We start from the raw sequence: 23657 nt of genomic DNA on the forward strand, positions 1-23657 counted from the left end.
CAGGGTTGGCCCTTTCGCGGGTGAACCCGCTCCCACAAGGACCGCACAGGGTCTGAAGCTTGTGCAATACCTGTGGGAGCGGGTTTACCCGCGAAGAGGCCGGTACTGGCAAAACATCAGGCTGGTTTCATTATCAGAACACCAAGCGGCGGCAGGTTCAGGGCCAGCGACTGCGGCTGCCCATGGCTGGCTATCTCGTCACTTTGCACGACCCCCAGGTTGCCGACATTGGACCCGGCATACAGCTCTGCATCACTGTTCAACAGCTCCTGCCAGCGTTCGCCAAACGGCACGCCAATGCGATACCCCTCGCGCGGCACCGGCGTGAAGTTGGCCACCACCAGCACTGGCTCGCCACTGCTGCTCCAGCGCAGCCAGGCATACACGCTGTTCTGCGCATCGTCACCAATCAGCCACTGGAACCCCTGCGGCTGGCAATCCTGCTCGTGCAACGCCGGCACCTCGCGGTACAGGCGGTTGAGGTCGCCTACCAGGCGCTGTACACCCTGGTGCTCAGGGTACTGCAGCAGGTACCAGTCCAGCTCGCCATCGTGGTCCCACTCACGCCACTGGCCGAACTCGCAGCCCATGAACAGCAGCTTCTTGCCCGGATGCGCCCACATGAAGGTGAGGTAGGCACGCAGGTTGGCGAACTTCTGCCAGCGGTCGCCGGGCATCTTGTCGATCAGCGAATGCTTGCCGTGCACCACTTCGTCGTGGGAGATGGGCAGGATGAAGTGCTCGGAATAGGCATAGATCAGCCCGAAGCTCATCTCGTTGTGATGATAAGTGCGGTGCACCGGGTCGTTCTGAATGTAATGCAAGGTGTCGTGCATCCAGCCCATGTTCCACTTGTAGGCAAAGCCCAGGCCGCCCTGCTGGGTCGGCTGGCTGACGCCGGGCCAGGCGGTGGACTCCTCGGCGATGATCAGCGCGCCCGGGGCCTCATGGGCCGCCACGCCGTTGAGGTGGCGGATGAAGTCGATGGCTTCCAGGTTCTCGCGCCCGCCGTGGCGGTTGGGCACCCATTCGCCGGCCTTGCGCGAGTAGTCGCGGTACAGCATCGAGGCCACTGCATCGACACGCAGGCCATCGATGTGGAAGTGCTTCAGCCAGTGCAGCGCCGAAGCCATCATGAAGCCGCGCACTTCGTTGCGGCCAAGGTTGTAGATCAGCGTGTTCCAGTCCTGGTGGTAGCCCTCCAGGGGGTTGTCGTATTCGTACAGGGCGGTGCCGTCGAAACGCGCCAGGCCGTGTTCGTCGGTGGGGAAATGCGCCGGTACCCAGTCCAGCAGTACACCAATGCCCCCTTGATGGCAGGCGTCGATGAAGGCGGCGAAGTCCTCGGCGCTGCCGTAGCGCGATGTGGGCGCGAACAGCGACAACGGCTGGTAACCCCAGGAGCCGCCGAACGGGTGCTCCATGATCGGCAGCAGTTCGATGTGGGTGAAGCCCAGCTCCTGAACGTACGGCACCAGGCGCTCGGCCAGCTCGCGCCAGTTGTAATAGCGCCCGACCTCACCCGCCTCATCCAGCTCGCAGCGCCACGACCCCGGGTGCAGTTCGTAGATCGACAGCGGCGCGCTGTAGGCATGGCGTTGCGCGCGTTGCGCCATCCAGTCGTGGTCTTGCCAGTCGTGGCTGAGCGCCCCTGCCACCTTGGATGCGGTGCTCGGCGGCAGTTCGGTGGCGCGCGCCAGCGGGTCGGCCTTCAGGGGCAGTATGCCGTCCTTGCCAAGCACCTCGAACTTGTAGGTTTCGCCCACGCCCAGGCGCGGCACGAACAGCTCCCACACCCCGGCGCTGTGGCGCAGGCGCATGGGGTGGCGGCGGCCATCCCAGTTGTTGAAGTCACCCACCACCGACACCCGCCGGGCGTTCGGTGCCCACACCGAGAAACACACGCCATCGACGCCATCGACCTGGATGGGTTGGGCGCCGAAGCGCCCGGACAGGTCGCGATGGTTGCCTTCGGCGAACAGGTACAGGTCCATGTCGCCCAGTTGCGGGCCGAAGCTGTAGGGGTCTTCGGTGACCTGCTCGCCACCGGCCCAGCCGATCTGCAGCAGGTACGGGTGTGCCTCATCGAGGTGCGCGGTGAACAACCCTGGCAGGCTGCCCTGCTCCATTTCGGCGAGGATGCGCCCGTCATGCCGGGCCAGGATGCGCACATTCAGGGCGTTGGGCAGGAAGGCGCGGACTACCTGCCCGCCGGCGCCGTCGCCATGGGGGCCGAGTACCGCAAATGGATCGGCGTGCTCGGCGCGGGCCAGGGCGTCGAGGTCCCGTTGCCGAAGGCCGCCGTTTTCACGCGTGGTTGCATTCATCTATGACTCTCCCCAGGTACTGATCAGTCCATGCAGGCCATGCAAAGGCACGGCCAGCCAGCTCGGACGGTTCTCGGCTTCGTATGTGATTTCGTAGGCGGCTTTTTCCAGGCAGAACAGCTCCAGTGCAGCACGCTCGCCCTCGGCCTGTTGCCAGGCGTGAGGCATGGCCGCGGTGGCCAGGCCATAGGCTTCGACAAAGGCATGCCGCGACTGGTGCAGGTACTGCTTGGCAACCCGTTGCCGGGCTTGGCGCGCCGGGTCGGAAAGGTCGACCGCAGACGCGCTGCGCAAGATCATGGCAGCAGCATAGTCGAAGGATCGCAGCACGCCGCTGACATCCTTGTACGGGCTGTGTTTTGCCCGACGCTCTTGCAGCGGCCGGGCCGGTTCACCTTCGAAATCGATGAGGTAGGCGTCGCCCTGCACCACCAGCACCTGGCCCAGATGCAGGTCGCCGTGCACGCGCATCAACAGGCCGCCCTGGGCCTGGCGGGTCAGGTTGGCGATGTGCTGGGCCAGGCCGTCGCGCTGTTGCTGCAAGTCGTCGACCAGCGCCTGGCTTTCGCTGTCGAGGCTGTCGCGGTACTGGGCCAGCAGGTCGAGGGCATGGGTGAGTTCGGCGCTGATCTGCGCACTCCAGCGTTCGCTGTCGTCGGCATCGCTCGGGCGCGGCTGGAAGGCCTCGTCGTTGGTCGGTGCGGCCAGCAGCAGGTGCATCTCGCCCAGGCGCTGGCCGAGCAAGGCGGCAAAGCCGGTGAGTTCGGCCAGTGCATCGGTGTGCGCATCGGCGTCGAGGCTGGAAGGCTCCATCTGGTCGCGGATGGCCCGTTCCAGGGTGTTCTGGGTCCAGGCCCAGGCGTCACCCTGGTTGCTCAGGTAGCCCTGGGCGATCATCAGCAGGTGTGGCGCGCCCTGCTCGTCCACCCGGCTGACCCAGGCCAGCAGCGGCGAAATGTTGGCAAAGCCTGCGGCGGTCAGGTAGGCACTCATTTCCAGCTCGGGGTGCACACCCGGGTTGACCCGGCGAATCAGCTTGAGCACCACCTGGTCGCCAATCACCACCGAGCTGTTGGACTGCTCGGCGCTGAGGTAGCGCACGCTGCTTTCGTCGTTCAACGCCAGGCCCGCCAACTGCTGCGTGCTTTCGAAGCGCAGCTCGCCCTCGCCGTTGCCACAAGGCAGATGCATGCCGCCCTCACAGGCACGCAGCACCGCGCGGATGAATGGCTCGAGGACGAAGGCATCGGTGATCAGGCCAACCTGATGGGCACGGCGCACCCGCGCCAGGGCCAGCTGCTGCGGCAGTGCGGTACTGATCTGCTCTTCAGGCAGCAAGCCGAACGGCAGCTGGTAGCGGGTAGCCATACCCTCGCTGAGCACTTCGATTTCACCGAGCAGCACCGGCGTGGTGGCGGTGCCGAAACGCACGCCGTAGCACAGGCGCACCTGGTCGATCGGCCCTTCCTTGCCGGCGAACCAGCGCCGCTTGGGCAGGTACTGCGGCAGAATGGCGCTTTGCAGGGTATCGCTGGAGGGGGCCTCCAGCAGTTCTTCCATGCGCTTGCGCAATACCAGTGTGGTCAATTCGGGTAACCCCTCGGTGGCCTGGATGTGCCAGCTGGGCATGCGGTCGTGGCTGGCCAGCAGGAACCAGTAGAAGGCGTAGGGTGGCAATGTCAGCAGGAACGGCAGTTGCCCGATTGGCGGGAAGGCGCTGCCGCCGAGCATCTCCACCGGTACTTTGTCGGCGTATTGTGACAATTCCAGTTCAGCTGCCTGGGCGGCGCGGGAAACGTTGGCCACGCACAGGATGACTTCAGTGTTGCCATCGGCGTCGGTGTACTCGCGCAAGTAGGCGAGGATGCGCCGGTTGTTCGGCGTGAGGGTGCGCAGGCTGCCGCGGCCGAAGGCCTTCTGCTGCTTGCGCACCGCCAGCATGCGCCGGGTCCAGTTCAGCAGCGAATGCGGGTCGTTGGCCTGGGCTTCGACGTTGACGGTCTGGTAACCATACAGCGGGTCCATGATCGGCGGCAGTACCAGGCGCTGCGGGTCTGCACGGGAGAAACCGCCGTTGCGGTCCGGCGACCATTGCATGGGCGTGCGCACGCCGTCGCGGTCGCCCAGGTAGATGTTGTCGCCCATGCCCAGTTCGTCGCCGTAATACAGGGTGGGCGTGCCGGGCATCGACAGCAGCAGGCTGGTGAGCAGTTCGATGCGCCGGCGGTCGCGCTGCAGCAGCGGAGCGAGGCGGCGGCGGATGCCCAGGTTGATGCGGGCGCGGCGGTCTTCGGCGTAGTAGTTCCACAAGTAGTCGCGCTCGCGGTCGGTAACCATTTCCAGGGTCAGCTCATCGTGGTTGCGCAGGAAGATCGCCCATTGGCAGTTGGCGGGGATTTCCGGAGTCTGGCGCAGGATGTCGGTGATCGGGAAACGGTCTTCCATGGCCAGGGCCATGTACATGCGCGGCATCAACGGGAAGTGGAAGGCCATGTGGCATTCGTCGCCCTCGCCTTCGCCGAAGTACGGGCGGGTGTCCTCGGGCCATTGGTTGGCCTCGGCAAGCAACATGCGGTCGGGGTAGTTGGCGTCGATTTCGGCGCGGATCGCCTTGAGCACGTCGTGGGTTTCGGCAAGGTTCTCGTTGTTGGTGCCGTCGCGCTCGATCAGGTAGGGGATGGCGTCCAGGCGCAGGCCATCCACACCCAGGTCGAGCCAGAAGCGCATCACCTTGATCACAGCCTTGAGCACTTGCGGGTTGTCGAAGTTGAGGTCGGGCTGGTGCGAGTAGAAGCGGTGCCAGAAGTACTGGCCGGCGACCGGGTCCCAGGTCCAGTTGGACTTCTCGGTGTCGAGGAAGATGATGCGCGTGCCGTCGTACTTCTGGTCATCATCCGACCACACGTAGAAGTCCCGTGCCTTGCTGCCGCGCTTGGCATGGCGGGCGCGCTGGAACCAGGGGTGCTGGTCGCTGGTGTGGTTGATGACCAACTCGGTGATTACCCGCAGGCCGCGTTTGTGCGCCTCGGCGATGAAGCGGCGGGCATCGGCCAGGTTGCCGTAGTCGGGGTGCACGGCCTTGTATTCGGCGATGTCGTAGCCGTCGTCGCGGCGTGGCGAGGGATAGAAAGGCAGCAGCCACAGGGTATTGACGCCCAGCTCGGCAATGTAGTCGAGCTTGCTGATCAGGCCGGCGAAGTCGCCGATGCCGTCGTTGTTCGAATCGAAAAACGACTTGATGTGCAGCTGGTAGATGACGGCGTCCTTGTACCACAGCGGGTCGTCAATGAAGGCTGCCGGGCGGGAACGCTTGGCCATGTGCGACTCCTTTCAATTTCTGGTTGCTCTGGCCCCTGTAGGAGCGCGAACCACCGTTAGCGGGCCTTTTCGATGCGCCAGATACCGAAAGGCAGATGCCAGGGTTCGATGCGCATCCATTGGGTCTTGCCGTACCACGACCAGCGATGTCCGGTCATCAAGTCCTCACCATGGGTTTCGGCGTTGTCATCCAGCCCCAGCTCCCACAGCGGCAGCTCGAAATGCGCCTCCTGGGCGTTGTGCGGGTCGAGGCTGATTGCCACCAGAATGTAGTTGTCGCGCTCGGGCGTGCGCTTGGCGAAGTACAGGATGTTGTCGTTCCAGCAGTTGAAGAACGCCACGCCCAGGTGGGTCTGCAAGGCGCGGTTCTGCCGGCGGATGCGGTTGAGCTGGGCGATCTCGGCAATGATGTTGCCGGGTTGGCTGAAATCGCGTGGGCGGATTTCGTACTTCTCCGAATCCAGATACTCCTCCTTGCCCGGCAGCGGTGTGCCTTCGCACAGTTCGAAGCCCGAATACATGCCCCACAGCCCCGACCCCATGGTGGCCAGTGCAGCGCGTATGAGGAAGCCGGCACGGCCGGAGGTATGCAGGAAGTACGGGTTGATGTCGGGCGTGTTGACGAAGAAGTTGGGCCGGTAGCACTGGCTCCATGGCGGCTGGTTGAGCTGCTCGAAGTACTCGCGCAGTTCCTGTTTGTGATTGCGCCAGGTGAAGTAGGTATAGCTCTGCGCGTACCCGACCTTGCCCAGGCGGGCCATCATCGCCGGTTTGGTGAAGGCTTCGGCGAGGAAGATGACCTCCGGGTGCCGGCTGCGCACATTGGCGATCAGCCATTGCCAGAATGGCAGTGGTTTGGTGTGCGGGTTGTCGACGCGGAAGGTCTTGACACCCTCCTCGACCCAGCCGACCACTACGTCACGCAAAGCCAGCCACAGCGAGGGTACGGCCTCGGGCGCGTAAAAATCGACGTTGACGATGTCCTGGTATTTCTTCGGCGGGTTCTCGGCATAGCGGATGGTGCCATCCGGTCGCCAGCTGAACCAGCCGGGGTGCTCCTTGAGCCAGGGGTGGTCCTGGGAGCACTGGATCGCGAAGTCGAGGGCGATTTCCAGGCCATGCTCGGCCGCCGCGGCCACCAGGCGGCGGAAGTCGTCGCGGCTGCCCAGTTGTGGGTGAATCGCCTCGTGACCACCTTCCGCGCTGCCGATGGCATACGGGCTGCCCGGGTCGCCGGGCTCAGCGGTGAGGGCGTTGTTGCGGCCCTTGCGGTGCTGCATGCCGATGGGATGGATCGGCGGAAAATACAGTACGTCGAAGCCCATGTCGCGGATCATCGGCAGGCGCTCGTGCACATCGTTGAACGTGCCGTGGCGTTCGGGGCTGTCGGTGACCGAACGCGGGAACAGCTCGTACCAGCTGGCGAACTGCGCGGCCGGGCGGTCGACATCAACGGGGAATTCGCGGCTGCGGGCCAGGTAGCTGCGGTGCTCGGCGTCGCTCATCAGGCGGGCGGTAGCGGGGTCGAGAAACAGTGCCACCTGATCGTCGGCATTCAGCGTGGGCAGGCGCTGCTGCAACGCCTGGAGCTCCTCGCGCAGGGCGCCGTTGCACAGCTCGACGCCCTTGCCCAGCATCAATCGGCCTTCCTCCAGCTCCAACCTGACCTCGACACCGGCGTGGTACTTCTTCTCCAGGTCGTGGCAGTAGGTAGCGAACGGGTCGATCCAGGCCTCGATGCTGAACAGGTGCGGGCCCAGTTCAGTGGGGGTGAATTCGGCCAGCCACAGGTCGTTGCCCGGCGAGTGCATGGGCACGCAATGCCAGCGCCGGCTGTGGGCCTGGCGCCAGTTGAGCATCACGGCCAGGCGGTCGTGGCCGTCGCTGTAGACCTTGCTGCTGACCGCCACCGGCTGGCCACTGATGGCCTTGGCGGCGAAAGTGCCGGCCTCGAGCACGGGTTGGGTGTCTTCGATCACGATGCGCGGCGCCAGCAGCGCCTGGGACAGGCTGATGGCCTGGTCCGGGTGATCGTTGGCCATGGGCACGCTTTCGAAGGGCTCGTTTCGTGACATCGGACCTTGCTCCCTCAGGCTGGTGGCGATAAGGGTTCAGAGCCGGGCACAGGCGTGGGGTTCAAAAAAATTGAGCGAACGGCAGCTGCGAGGGGTCGAAGCCTGCAGCACCTCTTCAATTACCCAAGCGAGGTCAGGCCATGAACATTCCCATTCCACCGGAGACTCCCGATCCCAACATCGACGACCCGAGCCTGCCGCCGCCCGTGCCGGAGGAAGAGCCGGACGAGCTGCCGATCAAACCGACCGTGCCGCCGACAGTGGGCGACCCGCCGAGCCAGGAACCACCGGTGAAGGCTTAAGGGTAGACCAGGATCTACGCAGGCAGGACCGGCCCTTTCGCGGGTGAACCCGCTCCCATAGAACAACACATGACTCACTGGTTCGGCGAGGTCCTGTAGGAGCAGCCTTGTGCTGCGAAGAGGCCGGGGCTGATAAAGCCTGTCTATTGGCTGTACCGGCCTCTTCGCAGCACAAGGCTGCTCCTACAAAGGACGCGTCAGACGAGCGATATTGGTTCTCTGCGCGAAAGCGCAGCCCGAAGGACTGGGCAATCTCCCACAGGGACCGCGCCGATTTCGAACGCGGCGCTGTACCTGCAGGAGCGGGTTTACCCGCGAAAGGGCCGGCAGCATCAATACATCAACCAGCAGTTAAAGCCGATATCTCCGCCACACTGATCTCCCGCATGCGGAACTTCTGCACCTTGCCGGTCACCGTCATCGGATACTCGTCGACAAAGCGGATATGCCGCGGCACCTTGAAGTGTGCAATGCGCGCCTTGCACCAGCCCTGTAACTCTTCGACCGTGGCACTGTGCCCCGGGTGCAGCTTGATCCAGGCGACGATCTCCTCGCCATAACGGCTACACGGGATGCCGATCACCTGCGCATCGGCCACCGCCGGGTGGGTGTAGAAGAACTCTTCCAGTTCACGCGGGTAGATGTTCTCGCCGCCGCGAATGATCATGTCCTTGTTGCGCCCGACAATGCGCACGTAGCCGTGCTCGTCCATCACCGCCAGGTCGCCAGAATGCATCCAGCCGGCCGGGTCGATGGCATCTGCCGTGGCCTGGGGGTTGTCCCAGTAGCCGAGCATCACGCTGTAGCCGCGGGTGCACAGCTCGCCGATCTCGCCGCGCGGGACGATGCAGCCGTCGGCGTCCACCAGCTTGTTCTCCAGCTGCGGCTGGGTGCGGCCGACGGTGGTCACGCGTAGCTCCAGGTCGTCGTCCGGGCCGGTCTGCAGTGACACCGGGCTGGTTTCGGTCATGCCGTAGGCGATCTGTACTTCGGCCATGTGCATCTGGTCGATGACCCGGCGCATCACCTCGATCGGGCAGGTGGCGCCGGCCATGATGCCGCTGCGCAAGGTCGACAGGTCCATTTGCCCGCGCGCGGGGTGGTCGAGCATGGCGATGAACATGGTCGGCACGCCATAGAGGATGCTGGCGCGCTCTTCGGCCACGGCGCGCAGGGTGAGCTCGGCGTCGAAGGCGTCGTTGGGGTAGATCATGGTGCTGCCATGGGTGATGCAGCCGAGGTTGGCCATAACCATGCCGAAGCAGTGGTACAGCGGCACCGGGATAACCATGCGGTCGCGTGCGGTCAGGCCCAGGCTTTCGCCAACCATGAAGCCGTTGTTGAGGATGTTGTAGTGGCTGAGCGTGGCACCCTTGGGAGCGCCTGTGGTGCCAGAGGTGTACTGGATGTTCACCGGCTGGTCGAACTGCAGGCCTTGCTGGCGCGCCGCATAGGCCTCGGTCGAGGTATGCCCTGCCCGTTCGGCCAGCGCTTGCCAAGGCAGGAAGCCAGCGGGCGGGTTGGCAGCCAGGCTGACCACACCGCGCAGGTCCGGCAGGCGTTCACTGGCCATTTCACCGGGGACGGCGCTGGCCAGCTCCGGTGCCAGCTCCTGGACCATGGCGTGATAGTCGGACGTCTTGAAGGCATCGGCACACACCAGCCAGCGGCAACCGGACTGGCGCAGCACGTATTCCAGCTCGCCCACGCGGTAGGCCGGGTTGATGTTGACCAGGATGGCACCAACCTTGGCGCTGGCCAGCTGCAGGATGCACCACTGGGCGCAGTTGGGCGACCAGATGCCGACCCGATCGCCGGTGTTCACGCCCAGGGCCATCAGGGCACGAGCATGCACCTCGACCTGCTCGGCCAACTGCCGCCAGCTGTAGCGCAGGCCCTGATGGCGCGACACCAGGGCCTCGCCGTCGGCACAACGGGCCACGGTGGCGTCGAAGGCCTGGCCGATGGTCTGGGTCAGCAAGGCTTGGTCCTGGCGACCGCGGGTATAGCTTGGTTGACTCATGGGTGTCCCTTCTTGTGGTTGTTCTGGGCACGACTGAAGCAAGCGGGAATACTCTGGCGCAGATTTACGTTTACGTAAAGGTTATGAATGGATTGACAGTGACCTTCCGCAGGTTTACGTTAACGTAAAGGTGATGAACGACACCGCCCCTCAGGCATGACGCCGAACCCTGTGGGAGCGGGCGTGCCCGCGAATGCGATCACTCAGGCAATGACGGTGGTCCTGCTGACGCATTCGCGGGCAAGCCCGCTCCCACAGGGTCCGGCGCCAGATCCTTGAGCCAGAGTGTTTCCCATATTTCAAGAACAACAAGGTGCCCCAGCATGCATTACCCCACCCTGAACTTCGCCCTGGGCGAAACCATCGACATGCTCCGCGACCAGGTGCGCACCTTCGTCGCCGCCGAACTGGCCCCACGCGCCGCGCAAATCGACCACGACAACCTGTTCCCTGCCGACATGTGGCGCAAGTTCGGCGACATGGGCCTGCTGGGCATCACCGTGCCGGAAGAATACGGCGGTGCCGGCCTGGGCTACCTGGCCCACGTGGTTTCGATGGAAGAAATCAGCCGTGGCTCGGCCTCGGTGGCCCTGTCCTACGGTGCCCACTCCAACCTCTGCGTCAACCAGATCAACCGCAACGGCAGCCACGAGCAGAAGCTCAAGTACCTGCCCAAGCTGATCAGCGGCGAGCACATCGGCGCCCTGGCCATGAGCGAGCCCAACGCCGGTTCCGACGTGGTGTCGATGAAGCTGCGCGCGGAAAAGCGCGGCGACCACTACGTGCTCAACGGCAGCAAGACCTGGATCACCAACGGCCCGGACGCCAACACCTACGTGATCTACGCCAAGACCGACCTGGAAAAGGGCGCGCACGGCATCACCGCGTTCATCGTCGAGCGTGACTGGAAAGGCTTCAGCCGCAGCAACAAGTTCGACAAGCTGGGCATGCGTGGCTCCAACACCTGCGAGCTGTTCTTCGACGGCGTCGAAGTGCCGGAAGAAAACATCCTCGGCCAGCTCAACGGTGGCGTGCGCGTGCTGATGAGCGGCCTGGACTACGAGCGCGTGGTGCTGTCCGGCGGCCCGACCGGCATCATGCAAAGCTGCATGGACCTGGTAGTGCCCTACATTCACGACCGCAAGCAGTTCGGCCAGAGCATCGGCGAGTTCCAGCTGATCCAGGGCAAGATCGCCGACATGTACACCCAGCTCAACGCCAGCCGCGCCTACCTGTATGCCGTGGCCCAAGCCTGCGACCGTGGCGAGACCACCCGCAAGGACGCCGCCGGGGTGATCCTGTACACCGCCGAGCGCGCCACGCAAATGGCCCTGGAGGCGATCCAGATTCTCGGCGGCAACGGCTATATCAACGAATTCCCGGCAGGCCGCCTGCTGCGCGACGCCAAGCTGTACGAGATCGGTGCCGGCACCAGCGAAATCCGCCGGATGCTGATCGGCCGCGAACTGTTCAACGAAACCCGCTGAGCACAAGGGACGGGCGCACATGGCTACCTTGCACACCCAGATCAACCCGCGTTCGGCGGAGTTCGCCGGCAACAGCGCGGCCATGCTCGAACAGGTCCAGGCCCTGCGCGGCCTGCTCGCCCAAGTGGCCCAGGGCGGTGGGCCCAAGGCTCAGGAGCGGCACACTTCACGTGGCAAGCTGCTGCCACGCGAGCGTATCGACCGCCTGCTGGACCCGGGCTCGCCGTTCCTCGAAATCGGCCAACTGGCTGCCCATGAGGTGTATGGCGAAGACGTGCCCGCTGCGGGCGTGATCGCCGGCATCGGCCGCGTCGAAGGCGTGGAATGCATGATCGTGGCCAATGACGCCACGGTCAAAGGCGGTTCCTACTACCCGCTGACTGTGAAGAAGCACCTGCGTGCGCAGACCATCGCCCTGCAGAACCGCCTGCCGTGCATCTACCTGGTGGACTCCGGCGGCGCCAACCTGCCACGCCAGGACGAAGTGTTCCCCGACCGTGAGCACTTTGGGCGGATCTTCTTCAACCAGGCCAACATGAGCGCACTGGGCATTCCGCAGATCGCCGTGGTGATGGGTTCGTGCACCGCCGGCGGTGCCTACGTGCCCGCGATGGCCGACGAAGCGATCATGGTGCGCCAGCAGGCGACCATCTTCCTCGCCGGCCCGCCACTGGTGAAAGCAGCCACCGGTGAAGTGGTGAGCGCCGAAGACCTCGGCGGCGCCGATGTGCACTGCCGTACCAGCGGCGTGGCCGACCACTATGCCGACAACGACGAACATGCCCTGGCCCTGGCCCGACGCAGCGTGGCCAACCTCAACTGGCACAAGCTGGGCAAGCTGCAGCGCCTGGCCCCGGTGGCACCGCTGTACGCCGCCGATGAGCTGTATGGCGTGGTGCCGGCCGATGCCAAGCAACCGTTCGACGTGCGCGAGGTTATCGCGCGTCTGGTCGACGGCTCGGTGTTCGACGAGTTCAAGGCGCTGTTCGGTACCACCCTGGTGTGCGGCTTCGCCCACCTGCACGGCTACCCGATGGCGATCCTCGCCAACAACGGCATCCTGTTCGCCGAAGCGGCGCAAAAAGGCGCGCACTTCATCGAACTGGCCTGCCAGCGCGGCATCCCGCTGCTGTTCCTGCAGAACATCACCGGCTTCATGGTCGGCAAGAAGTACGAAGAAGGCGGCATCGCCAAGCACGGCGCCAAGCTGGTCACTGCCGTGGCCTGCGCCCAGGTGCCGAAGTTCACGGTGATCATTGGCGGCAGCTTTGGCGCCGGCAACTACGGCATGTGCGGCCGTGCCTACGACCCGCGCTTCCTGTGGATGTGGCCCAATGCGCGGATCGGCGTTATGGGGGCCGAACAGGCCGCCGGCGTGCTGGCCCAGGTCAAGCGCGAACAGAGCGAGCGCAGTGGCCACCCGTTCAGCGCCGAAGACGAAGCCAGGCTCAAACAGCCGATCCTTGACCAGTACGAGCACCAGGGCCACCCCTACTACTCCAGCGCCCGCCTGTGGGACGACGGTGTCATCGACCCGGCACAGACCCGCGACGTGCTCGGCCTGGCGTTGTCCGCCGCGCTGAACGCACCGATCGAACAGAGCCGCTTCGGCATTTTCCGGATGTGACCCATGAGCGATTTCAGCACCCTCGAAGTGATCCGCGACCCGCGCGGCTTCGCCACCCTGTGGCTGAGCCGCGAGGACAAGAACAACGCCTTCAACGCCTTGATGATCCGCGAGCTGATCGTCGCCCTCGACCAGTTGGCCGAGGACGCCAGCCTGCGCTTCGTGCTGCTGCGCGGCCGCGGCCGGCACTTCAGCGCCGGCGCCGATCTGGCCTGGATGCAGCAGTCGGCGCAGCTGGACTTCAACACCAACCTGGATGATGCCCGCGAGCTGGGCGAGCTGATGTATGCCCTGCACCGCCTCAAGGCGCCGACCCTGGCTGTTGTGCAAGGCGCTGCCTTTGGCGGCGCGCTGGGCCTGATCAGTTGCTGCGACATGGCCATCGGTGCCGAAGACGCTCAGCTGTGCCTGTCGGAAGTGCGCATCGGCCTGGCCCCGGCAGTGATCAGCCCGTTCGTGGTCAAGGCCATCGGCGAGCGTGCCGCGCGCCGCTATGCCCTCACCGCCGAGCGTTTCAGCGGCGTGCGGGCCCGCGAGCTGGGCCTGCTGGCCGAGGTGTACCCGGCCAGCGAACTGGACGCCCAGGTCGAAGCTTGGGTGGCCAACCTGCTGCAGAACAGCCCACAAGCGCTGCGCGCCACCAAGGACCTGCTGCGCGAAGTGGACGACGGCGAACTCAGCCCGGCCCTGCGCCGCTACTGCGAAAACACCATCGCCCGCATCCGCGTCAGCGCCGAAGGCCAGGAGGGCCTGCGCGCCTTCCTGGAAAAACGCCGCCCCGCCTGGCAAACCGACGACAAGAAGGAGCCGCGCCCATGAGCCGCCCCGCTTTGACCACCCTGCTGGTCGCCAACCGCGGCGAAATCGCCTGCCGGGTGATGCGCACCGCCAAGGCCATGGGCCTGACCACCGTGGCCGTGCACAGCGCCACCGACCGTGATGCCCGGCACAGCCGCGAAGCCGATATCCGCGTCGACCTCGGCGGCACCAAGGCTGCCGAAAGCTACCTGCTGGTCGACAAGCTGCTGGCCGCCGCCAAGGCCAGCGGCGCCCAGGCCATCCACCCGGGCTATGGCTTCCTGTCCGAGAACGCAGGCTTCGCCCGTGCCATCGAAGAGGCCGGGTTGATCTTCCTCGGCCCACCGGCCAGCGCCATCGACGCCATGGGCAGCAAGTCGGCGGCCAAGGCACTGATGGAAGCCGCTGGCGTGCCACTGGTGCCGGGCTACCACGGCGAAGCCCAGGACCTGGACACCTTCCGCGCCGCAGCCGAACGCATCGGCTACCCGGTGCTGCTCAAGGCCAGCGCCGGCGGCGGTGGCAAGGGCATGAAAGTGGTCGAAGAAGAAAGCCAGCTGGCCGACGCCCTGGCCTCGGCCCAGCGTGAGGCGCAGTCGTCGTTCGGCGATGCGCGCATGCTGGTGGAAAAGTACGTGCTCAAGCCACGCCACGTAGAAATCCAGGTATTCGCCGACCAGCACGGCAACTGCCTGTACCTCAACGAGCGTGACTGCTCGATCCAGCGCCGTCACCAGAAGGTGGTGGAAGAAGCCCCTGCGCCAGGCCTGTCAGCCGAATTGCGCCGGGCCATGGGTGAAGCGGCGGTACGCGCGGCCCAGGCCATCGGCTACGTGGGTGCCGGCACCGTGGAGTTCCTGCTCGATGCCCGTGGCGAGTTCTTCTTCATGGAGATGAACACCCGCCTGCAGGTGGAGCACCCGGTCACCGAGGCCATTACCGGGCTTGATCTGGTGGCCTGGCAGATTCGCGTGGCCTGCGGCGAGGCCCTGCCGATCACCCAGGAACAGGTGCCGCTGATCGGCCATGCCATCGAAGTGCGCCTGTATGCCGAGGACCCGGCCAACGAATTCCTGCCCGCGACCGGCAAGCTGGCGCTGTACCGCGAGTCGGCGGCCGGCGAAGGGCGACGGGTGGACAGCGGGGTCAGCGAAGGTGATGTAGTGTCGCCGTTCTACGACCCGATGCTGGGCAAGCTGATCGCCTGGGGCGAAGACCGCGAGCAGGCGCGCCTGCGCTTGCTGGCCATGCTCGACGAGTTTGCCATTGGCGGGTTGAAGACCAACATCGCCTTCCTGCGGCGCATTCTCGCCCACCCGGCGTTTGCTGCAGCGGAACTGGATACCGGCTTCATTCCGCGTCACCAGGAAGTTTTGCTGCCCGCGCCGCAAGCGCTGCCGGCAGGCTTCTGGGAAGCAGCGGCCGAGGCCTGGCTGCAGGGTCAGGCCGCACATCAGCGGGAGGACGACCACAGTTCGCCATGGGCCGAGCGCAACGGCCTGCGCCTTGGCTTGCCGGCGCGCAGCAGCCTGCATCTGGTGAGTGGCGGGCAGGACCAGGCAGTTGCCTTGGAGCGCAGCGCTGCGTCTACCTGGCAGTTGCTGGGCGAGCAGTTGGTACATGACCAGGCTGGCGTGCGTCGCCAGCATCTGGCGATCCGCCGCGGTGGCACGCTGTACTTGCACTGGGACGGCGAGATGCATGCCATCGAAGCCTTCGACCCGATCGCCGAGGCCGAGGCCAGCCACAGCCACCAAGGCGGCCTGGGCGCGCCCATGAACGGCAGCATCGTGCGGGTGCTGGTGGAGCCTGGGCAGGTGGTGGAAGCAGGTACGGCGCTGGTAGTGCTGGAGGCCATGAAGATGGAGCACAGCATTCGCGCGCCGCATGGCGGCACTGTGAAGGCGTTGTTCTGCCAGGAAGGGGATATGGTCAGCGAAGGGACCGTGTTGGTCGAACTGGCGGAATAATGTAACCATCGCTGACAGCTGTGCCGCAGCCCCTGTAGGAGCAGCCTTGTGCTGCGAAAGGGTCGGCATGACTGAAGAGGTTGTGTGTCAGTAATGGCGTCTTCGCAGCACAAGGCTGCTCCTACAGGATTGTGCGTTACCTGTAGGAGCGGCCTTGTGTCGCTGCAATCTAGAAGGAGCCATGCACTCGCACGACCACCCCCAGAAACTCGCAGCCTTCCTCACACAACAGCGCCGGGTAGTTGCTGTTGAGTGCCTTCAGGTACCGTTGCCCACCTTCCTCCGCCAACTCACGGAAGATCGCCGGTTTGCCCGGCTGACGAGCGATAACAAGACGCCCTGGCTCGGCATCTACCCCAGGGTCCACCAACATCCGCATGCCCTGCGGCACACTGCGCCCGCTGACAGCACTCATCGCATCATTCTCGACGGTCAGCCAGAACGCCTTGCCTTGGGCCAGGTAGTCCGTCTGCTCGAAAACGCCAGGCTCCGCGCCCTCTGCAACACCTGGCTCATCCCAACCCAGCACCGGGTAGCGGAAGCACACGATGTCTTGCATGAGGTCCAGATCGTCATCGGCGCCATCCACCTCGTAAACGCTCGGCTCCCCGTCCTGCCCCTGAATGCGCAGCTGCAAGCTGACGCTGTAATGGGGCATGCCAATCTCGACGAGCGTGCGATTCATCGACTCGATCTTCGGCTGACGCCGCTTGTTCACCCAATGCCCCACGCTGCCTTGAGACACGCCAACGCGCTCGGCCAGCTGTTCTTGAGTGAGCCCTAGCTCTTCCATCCGGTTACGGACCAGGGCGATCCATTTATCCATATTCATCGCTGCCATGAGCCTCCTGCAAAGGCGTGCGTCACGATCAAACCCGACGCGACCGCTGTAGGAGCGGCCTTGTATCGCGACAGGGCTGCACAGCAGCCCCCGGCAAGCTAGAAAACCTCGTGCCCCCGCACGACCACGCCCAGAAACTCGCAGCCTTCTTCACACAGGACTGTCGGATAGCGCGTATTCAGCGGCTTGAGCATCTTGTCTCCGCCCTCCTCGACCAACTGCCGCAATACTGCCGGCCGCCCGGGCTGCCGCGCGATTACCAACCTCCCTGGTTCTGCCGGCAGGCCGGTATCCACCAGCACACGCATGCCCTCAGGCACGCTCTTGCCGCTGGCGGCATTCATCGAGTCGTTTTCTACCATCAACCAGAATGCATTGCCTGCGGGCATATAGTCCGTCTGTTCGTGGGCCTTGCTTGTCTCTGGCAAAGGTCCCTGCAAGTCAGCCCAACTCAGCACCGGGAAGCGAAAGCTCGCATACAGCAGCGCTTCGGCCGAAACCGGCTGTTCAGCCGCATAGTGACCAGGCGATTCGCGCACGATATCGCGCTCCACCACCATGACTTGGGCTTCCAGAAACACCAGCCCAAGCTTTTCGAGCTTTTCGTTGATGGTTTCAAGCGTCGGCCGCCGCGTGCCACGCAGCCAATGCCCCACGCCCCCCTGAGTCATGCCCAGGCGCTCGGCCAGTTTGAGCTGGCTGAGATTGTGTTCGCGCTTGTAGCGCTTGAGAAATGCGTTCCAGTTTTCCATGAGCGGCAACAATACGGACTGTATTACTCGCAGCAATACACAATCTGAATTATTTATTTTTCGATAGATAGTACAGACTGACCTATCCTGTGATTCCCGCGTGTTTGAAGGGAAACCAGAAGGTATCGCGATGAAACATCCGAAAAACGACGAAACAGATCTCGACAGCGAAGCCGCCCGCCGCGCTCTCGACTACTACCTCAACCCCAACCCGCCGCGCCCCACCTTGGACAACAGGATCTGGACCCTGCACGAGGGCGTAACCACCGACCAGGCCCAGGAGCACGCCATCGCCCTGCTGCGCTGCGCCGCCGCCACCGCGCAGGAAACCGCCACCCACCAGCACGGCAGCCAGCGCGAACTGACCTTTGCCCTGATGCACATGATGGACATGGCGCGCGCACTGCTCGAGCACAAACGCACCGTGGAATCGGGTTTGTAAGCAAGAAAGAAGGGAGAGAACGTGATGGCCGGGTAACGGCGAAGGCCCCGATTGCCGGGACAAGGAAGCGCACCGGTAAAACTTTTTTACCGGATTACCGAAAATTCATTTGACTGGCAAATGATAACGATTATTATTGCACTCAGCTGATCGCGAGATCTGCTGGATAACCTGGAGCTTAGGTCGCTCTCAGATTATCTCCTCATCAGGCTAATCACGGTTTTTGACCCAGCTTTTTGCTGGGTCTTTTTTTTGGCTCTTCAGGCTAATGAAGATCGTGATGGCGCGCATGATAGCAAAGGTGTTTCAGGGCGTGAACGCTCATTACAAAACTTTGCGGAATCAGCACTTGAGAATCAATCTCGTTTCACCTACGCTGATCACGCATCACGGAAGATGCCCCCATCCCTCCCCCCTCCATAGAGCAAGGAGCTGTCCATGAGCCGTCTGCTGCTGCCACTTGAGCACCCAAACCCTGCTGCCGAACATCATGCCGACGACGCCCTGCTGCACGCCCTGAGACGCCTGCCACGGCGTGTGCAACAAGTATTCCTGCTCAACCGCCTCGACCAGCTGGACTTCGCCATCATCGCCGCCCGCCTCGACCTGCCATTGGCGAGCATCGAGCGGCACATGGACCAGGCACTGCAGGCCGGTCGCTCGCGCCGGGATGTGCTGGCGAGTGTTGCCGGGCAATGGTATGTGCGCTTGCAGAGCCCACAGGTGACGGCGTGCGAGCGGATCGATTTTCGCCGTTGGCTGGATGCGGACATGGCGAACTTGCAGGCGTTTCATGACACGGAAATGCACTGGCGCAGCCTGTTGGCACCGGCACGGCAACTGGGCCAGGATGGTTGGTACCGGCAAGGTCGGGCGGCGCTGTCGTTGGGCGGCTGTTCAGTTGCGGTCGGGCTTGGCGTGGCGGCGTTGGTGCTGCTTGGTTTCTGGGCCTGATCAACACCTGCGCGACACCGTTATCGTTTTCACCGCGGATGGCTCGTTTGTTATCAAGTTCGAGTGCTGGTCAGCGTTTCCGTCAGGCGGGCAAGCAGTAGCCATCCGCACAAACTGACACCCAGGAACAGAAGCCCCAGGCTCACCGGCAGCTCGCTTTCGACGCCAGCAACAAGACTGCCGGCCAAACCACCACCTGCGAACAACAATGTCGTATTCAGCGACGCTGCCGCACCGGCCTGCTGCGGGTAACGCGCCAAGGCCTGGGTCGTTGCAGCCGGACGCACCAGCGTTGTCCCGGTCGTGCAAATGATCATCGGCAGCAGCAGCCCCGCCACCGTCAATCCCGCTACCTGTTCCCAGATCACCAGTGTGATGCCCCCGGCAGCAATCAGCAGGAATCCCGTCTTGATCTGAAACTGCGGGGTTACGCGATTGTTCAAGTAGGTCGCGGTTGCTCCGCCAGCGATATACGCAAGCCCATAGGCGATAAATACCACCGAGAATTGATATGGCGTCAGCCCCAGGCTGTCCAACAACGCCAATGGCGCGACAACGATGAAGGAAAAATGGCAGGCAAACGCCAGGCTGGCCAGCAGGGAGTGCGCAAGATAGGTCGTATCACGCAGCATGACCCAATAGCTGCGCATGCCCGAAGTACGGCCTCGCGATGCAGGCGTATCCTGCAGCAATGCATATGACAGGCATGAAACGATCACGGCGATGAAAGCGAATACCGTAAAGCTGCCCTTCCAGCCAAAGGATTGTTGGAGAAAAGCGCCTGCGACCGGTGACAACGAGATGAACAGCCCACTTGCGCTGGTCAGCAGGATACGCATGGCATTGCGCTGCCTACCACTGTACAGATCCTGCACGAGCGCCTGGCCCAGCGCGAAACTCCCGCAACCCAAGGCCTGCAGCAAACGGAACGCCATGAACGTCTCATAGCGGGTTGAAAGTACACAACCCATTGCCCCTGCAATGGACACTCCCAACCCAGCGAGCAACAACCGCTTGCGCCCCATGCCATCCGACAATGGCCCGATCACGATTTGCGCCAAGGCGACACCAAGCGCAAAGAAGCTCACCGAGTAAGCTATCTGCTGTGGCTCGACGTGAAACTCGCCTGCGAGCGCCGGGAATGACGGCAGGATCACATCCAGAGGGAATACGCCCAATAGACACAATAGAATCAGCAAGGCCGAGCGCACAAAGCTACTGAGCGAACCCAAGGGCTGATTCACGCTACCAACCTCGCCTTCTTGTATTGCCGGAAGTAGTCACTGGAAACTCCATGAAAGCGCCGAGCCCTGATGGTAGCGACACCCTGAAGATGTACAACCCGAACCGGGCAGCGAAACTTCCGATAGCGTTGTAGGGCTTTTCCCTTGTTGCTTATTACCGTTGAGTTCTGGTGCTATCCAGCCTTCTGCTGACTCGATAGCCGGCCCCTAGCGCAGTTGATCTGTTGTGCAAACTGCTCTCAGTAATTGAAGTCATGACCGAGCTGGCCCTGCATCCATTCAAGGAACTGTCGAACCCTGGGGGTTTCAGCATGGCCTCGAGGAAATACCAGGTGGTGGGCACTGACGGGCGTCGCCAAGTCTTCTGCAAATACCGGTACCAACTCGCCTCGGGCAATGTAGTCCTGCGCCAGCAGGGAACTTTCCAAGGCCACCCCATACCCGTGGCTGGCGGCCTCCAGGCTCATGTAGGAGCGATCGAAGCTCAGGGCGTAAGGGGTTTGAGGCAACGCCACGCCTTGCTGGGCGAACCATTGGGGCCACTGCACCAATGCGGCTTCCGACAGGATCAGGTTCTGCCCCAGCAGATCGCCCGGCTGCTTGATAGGCGTACGCTCGAGAAGCTGTGGCGAGGCCAGCACGGTTGCACGTTCATGCCGGATGGTACGCACTTCCAGGCTGGGCCAGTTGGGGTAGCCATGACGGATATCCAGATCGATCTGATGGCGGCCGAAGTGCAGCGACTCGTAGGAGCACGACAGGTTGATCTGGATCTGCGGATGACTGTTACGAAAATGGTCCAGGCGCGGCAGCAACCAGAGCAGGCCAAAGCTGGGCGCGGAATGAAGCCGCAAGCAATCGAAGCCCACCGAGTTGCCGGCGCGCTCGGTGGCCGTAGCCAGGCTTTGCAATATGCCTGATACCTCGCGCAGGTACTGCTCTCCGGCCGGGGTCAATGCAACACCGCGCGCCTCGCGAATGAACAATGGACGACCGATCAAGGCTTCCAGGTTAGCGATCTGGTGGCTCACCGCAGAGGGCGTGAGGTTCAACTGCTCTGCGGCCCGTGCAACGTTGGCGAAACGAGCGACTTGCTCGAAGGCCTGAATTGCTTTCAGGGAAGGGATCTGAGGCGATTTTCTGAGGATGTCCAGGCTCATGACCATTTCCTGAAGGATTCGAAGCGATACCAAGGCTTTTACCTTCCTGTAAGCCCAAGGCACAAGTCGAGGGCTGAATTTTTTTCAGCACCGGGTGAAGGAGGCAGCGTTGCTCGGGTTGCTGTCCGGGACGAAGCTGTGCCTATCGGTTCTGCCTGGAACCGCCGCTCACAACAACAACCATCTGGAGCACCTTCGATGCTGTTAACAGGAAAATTTGCCGTGATCACTGGCGCGGCCTCTGCCCGCGGCATCGGCCGCGCAACAGCCCAGGCGTTTGCCGCTCAGGGCGCCAAAGTCGCGATCCTGGACCTGGACGCCTCCGCCGCGACCGAGGCTGCCGCTTCACTGGGCGAAGGCCACCTCGGCGTGGCTGCCAACGTTGCCGATGAAGCACAAGTGCGTGATGCCATCGCTCAAGTGCTCGCGCAATTCGGTCGGATCGACGTGCTGGTAAACAATGCCGGCATCACTCAGCCGGTGAAAACCCTGGAAATCACCGGGGCTGACTATGACCGGATTCTCAACGTGAACCTGCGTGGCACATTGTTGATGTCCCAGGCGGTGATCCCAACCATGCGGGCGCAACGCGCCGGCAGCATCATCTGCATGTCATCTGTGTCTGCCCAGCGTGGTGGCGGCATCTTCGGTGGCCCTCACTACAGCGCGGCGAAGGCTGGCGTACTCGGTCTGGGCAAGGCGATGGCCCGTGAACTGGGACCGGACAATATTCGCGTCAACTCGATCACGCCAGGCCTGATTCACACTGACATCACCGGTGGCCTCATGCAGGATGAGCGCCGTCACGCCATCATCGAAGGCATCCCCTTGGGCCGCCTGGGCGAGGCGCGCGATGTCGCCAATGCAGCTTTGTTCCTGGCCAGTGACCTGTCCAGCTACCTGACGGGCATTACCCTGGATGTCAACGGCGGGATGCTGATCCACTGAGCACCCGGTGCATCGTGACCTGCACCCGAGCCCGGCGCAGGTCACGCGTTCGATAACAACAAGAGATCAGAACGAATGACCACATTAGCGCTCGATGCGGTATCCGCCGCACGCAGCAGTGCCTACCGTAAAACGGCCTGGCGACTGATGCCTTTTCTCATGCTCTGCTACCTGTGCGCCTATCTGGACAGGGTCAATGTCGGCTTTGCGAAGCTGCAGATGATGGACGACCTGGCCCTTTCCGAAGCGGTCTATGGGCTGGGCGCCGGCATGTTCTTCATTGGCTACTTTCTCTGCGAGGTGCCCAGCAACATCATTCTGCACAAAGTGGGCGCTCGACGCTGGATCGCTCGCATCATGATCACCTGGGGCATCATCTCGGCGATGTTCGCCCTGGTGGAGACAGCCTGGCAATTCTATACCCTGCGCTTTTTGCTGGGGATCGCCGAAGCAGGCCTGGCACCAGGGCTTCTGCTGTACCTGACCTATTGGTTCCCGTCTTACCGCCGAGCGAAGATGACCGCGCTGTGGTTCATCGCGATTCCGCTGTCGGGCATGATCGGCGGCCCCTTGTCGGGTTGGATCATGGAGCGCTTTGCCGGCGTTCACGGCTGGGCGGGCTGGCAGTGGATGTTCCTGCTCGAAGCCATCCCCACGGTACTGGTGGGCGTTCTGGTGCTGAGCTACCTGAAGGATGGCGTCGATCAGGCACACTGGTTGAGCGACGAAGAAAAAGCCCTGGTGCGCAAGGAACTGGCTGAAGACGAACAACACAAGGTAAACCACGGCTCGGTGGCCGACTTCATCCGCGACCGTCGGCTCTGGTTGCTGGCGGGCATCTACTTCTGCGTAGTGATGGGCCAGTACGCAATCACGTTCTGGCTACCCACACTGGTACGCAATGCCGGCGTCAGCGAACCTTTGCACATCGGCCTGCTGACCAGCCTGCCGTACCTGTGTGCCATCGTCGCGATGCTGTGGGCCGGGCGCAGCGGCGACCGTCACCGTGAACGCCGCTGGCACCTGGCGATCCCCATGTTGATCGGTGCACTGGGCCTGAGCCTCGCCGCAGCACTGGGCAGCAACCTGACGTTGTCGATCCTCAGCCTGTGCCTCGCTGCGGCTGGAGTGCTATCCGCCTCTTCACTGTTCTGGATGCTGCCCACCACGCTGTTGGGAGGTGTATCGGCGGCGGCAGGCATCGCGGCGGTGAACAGTTTCGCCAACCTCGCCGGCTTCTGCTCGCCCTACCTGATCGGCTGGGTCACTACCACCTTGGGCAGCAATGCCATCGGCATGTATCTCATCACGGCGGTACTCATGTCTGGCGCCTTCCTGGTGTCGCGAGTACCGGCCCATCTGGTCAATCGTTGATTCGATAAAAAGGAG

17 protein-coding genes are annotated in these 23657 nt (G+C 63.3%); 9 read left to right on the plus strand and 8 right to left on the minus strand.

Going from position 1 to position 23657, the window contains the following annotated elements:
- Positions 1–116: 116 nt before the first annotated feature.
- From glgB to GYA95_RS13550, 3 genes are read right to left on the minus strand one after another with little or no spacing between them, the layout of a single operon-like run.
- Positions 117–2327, minus strand: coding sequence for a 1,4-alpha-glucan branching protein GlgB (glgB, locus tag GYA95_RS13540; RefSeq protein WP_015271003.1), 2211 nt, complete (start codon positions 2325–2327; stop codon positions 117–119).
- Positions 2328–5645 (minus strand): maltose alpha-D-glucosyltransferase, encoded by a 3318-nt coding sequence (gene treS, locus GYA95_RS13545; RefSeq protein WP_015271004.1) that lies wholly within the window; start codon positions 5643–5645, stop codon positions 2328–2330.
- A gap of 56 nt (positions 5646–5701) precedes the next feature.
- A complete protein-coding gene (locus tag GYA95_RS13550) occupies positions 5702–7720 on the minus strand; it encodes an alpha-1,4-glucan--maltose-1-phosphate maltosyltransferase (protein WP_015271005.1) in 2019 nt (672 codons plus the stop codon).
- A gap of 140 nt (positions 7721–7860) precedes the next feature.
- Here GYA95_RS13550 and GYA95_RS27670 point away from each other — a divergent pair, with 140 nt between their 5' ends.
- Positions 7861–8022 (plus strand): hypothetical protein, encoded by a 162-nt coding sequence (locus GYA95_RS27670; protein WP_015271006.1) that lies wholly within the window; start codon positions 7861–7863, stop codon positions 8020–8022.
- A 340-nt stretch (positions 8023–8362) separates the two neighbouring features.
- Here GYA95_RS27670 and GYA95_RS13555 read toward each other — a convergent pair whose 3' ends face one another.
- Positions 8363–10045, minus strand: a complete 1683-nt coding sequence (locus tag GYA95_RS13555; protein WP_015271007.1) for an AMP-binding protein — start codon at positions 10043–10045, stop codon at positions 8363–8365.
- Between the two features lie 323 nt (positions 10046–10368).
- Between GYA95_RS13555 and GYA95_RS13560 the strand changes: the two genes are divergently transcribed.
- Genes GYA95_RS13560 through GYA95_RS13575 form a run of 4 tightly spaced genes read left to right on the plus strand, consistent with a single transcriptional unit; the run spans position 10369 to position 15927 of the window.
- Complete coding sequence (locus tag GYA95_RS13560) at positions 10369–11532, plus strand: isovaleryl-CoA dehydrogenase (RefSeq protein WP_013973339.1); 1164 nt, start codon at positions 10369–10371, stop codon at positions 11530–11532.
- 19 nt (positions 11533–11551) lie between these two features.
- The gene (locus GYA95_RS13565) at positions 11552–13159 is read left to right on the plus strand and encodes a carboxyl transferase domain-containing protein (RefSeq protein ID WP_015271008.1); all 1608 of its coding nucleotides are present in this window, start codon (positions 11552–11554) and stop codon (positions 13157–13159) included.
- 3 nt (positions 13160–13162) lie between these two features.
- Positions 13163–13978: a gamma-carboxygeranoyl-CoA hydratase gene (locus GYA95_RS13570; RefSeq protein WP_015271009.1), complete on the plus strand. Its 816-nt coding sequence runs from the start codon at positions 13163–13165 to the stop codon at positions 13976–13978.
- Entirely contained in the window at positions 13975–15927 is a 1953-nt protein-coding gene (locus GYA95_RS13575) for an acetyl/propionyl/methylcrotonyl-CoA carboxylase subunit alpha (protein ID WP_015271010.1), read from the plus strand. Before GYA95_RS13570 ends, GYA95_RS13575 begins: the two co-directional genes overlap by 4 nt.
- A 169-nt stretch (positions 15928–16096) precedes the next feature.
- On the opposite strand, the gene GYA95_RS13580 is transcribed toward GYA95_RS13575, so the two are convergent.
- Both GYA95_RS13580 and GYA95_RS13585 read right to left on the minus strand, forming a co-directional pair.
- Entirely contained in the window at positions 16097–16759 is a 663-nt protein-coding gene (locus tag GYA95_RS13580; RefSeq protein ID WP_043936214.1) for a LexA family protein, read from the minus strand.
- 107 nt (positions 16760–16866) lie between these two features.
- Positions 16867–17520 carry a LexA family protein gene (locus GYA95_RS13585; RefSeq protein WP_015271012.1) on the minus strand — a complete coding sequence of 218 codons (654 nt, stop codon included), beginning with the start codon at positions 17518–17520 and terminating at the stop codon, positions 16867–16869.
- Positions 17521–17650: 130 nt separating this feature from the next.
- Between GYA95_RS13585 and GYA95_RS13590 the strand changes: the two genes are divergently transcribed.
- Both GYA95_RS13590 and GYA95_RS13595 read left to right on the plus strand, forming a co-directional pair.
- Positions 17651–17962, plus strand: coding sequence for a DUF6124 family protein (locus GYA95_RS13590; protein WP_015271013.1), 312 nt, complete (start codon positions 17651–17653; stop codon positions 17960–17962).
- A gap of 438 nt (positions 17963–18400) precedes the next feature.
- Positions 18401–18916, plus strand: a complete 516-nt coding sequence (locus GYA95_RS13595; protein WP_015271014.1) for a DUF4880 domain-containing protein — start codon at positions 18401–18403, stop codon at positions 18914–18916.
- A 53-nt stretch (positions 18917–18969) separates the two neighbouring features.
- On the opposite strand, the gene GYA95_RS13600 is transcribed toward GYA95_RS13595, so the two are convergent.
- Positions 18970–20160 (minus strand): MFS transporter, encoded by a 1191-nt coding sequence (locus tag GYA95_RS13600; RefSeq protein WP_015271015.1) that lies wholly within the window; start codon positions 20158–20160, stop codon positions 18970–18972.
- A 239-nt stretch (positions 20161–20399) separates the two neighbouring features.
- A complete protein-coding gene (locus tag GYA95_RS13605) occupies positions 20400–21320 on the minus strand; it encodes a LysR substrate-binding domain-containing protein (protein ID WP_015271016.1) in 921 nt (306 codons plus the stop codon).
- Between the two features lie 198 nt (positions 21321–21518).
- Here GYA95_RS13605 and GYA95_RS13610 point away from each other — a divergent pair, with 198 nt between their 5' ends.
- Complete coding sequence (locus GYA95_RS13610; RefSeq protein WP_013973349.1) at positions 21519–22268, plus strand: SDR family NAD(P)-dependent oxidoreductase; 750 nt, start codon at positions 21519–21521, stop codon at positions 22266–22268.
- A gap of 75 nt (positions 22269–22343) precedes the next feature.
- On the plus strand, positions 22344–23642 hold the full coding sequence (locus tag GYA95_RS13615) for an MFS transporter (protein ID WP_015271017.1): 1299 nt from the start codon (positions 22344–22346) through the stop codon (positions 23640–23642).
- Positions 23643–23657: the final 15 nt, after the last annotated feature.

Origin of the sequence: Pseudomonas asiatica (assembly GCF_009932335.1) — a bacterium.
Lineage (GTDB): Bacteria > Pseudomonadota > Gammaproteobacteria > Pseudomonadales > Pseudomonadaceae > Aquipseudomonas > Aquipseudomonas asiatica.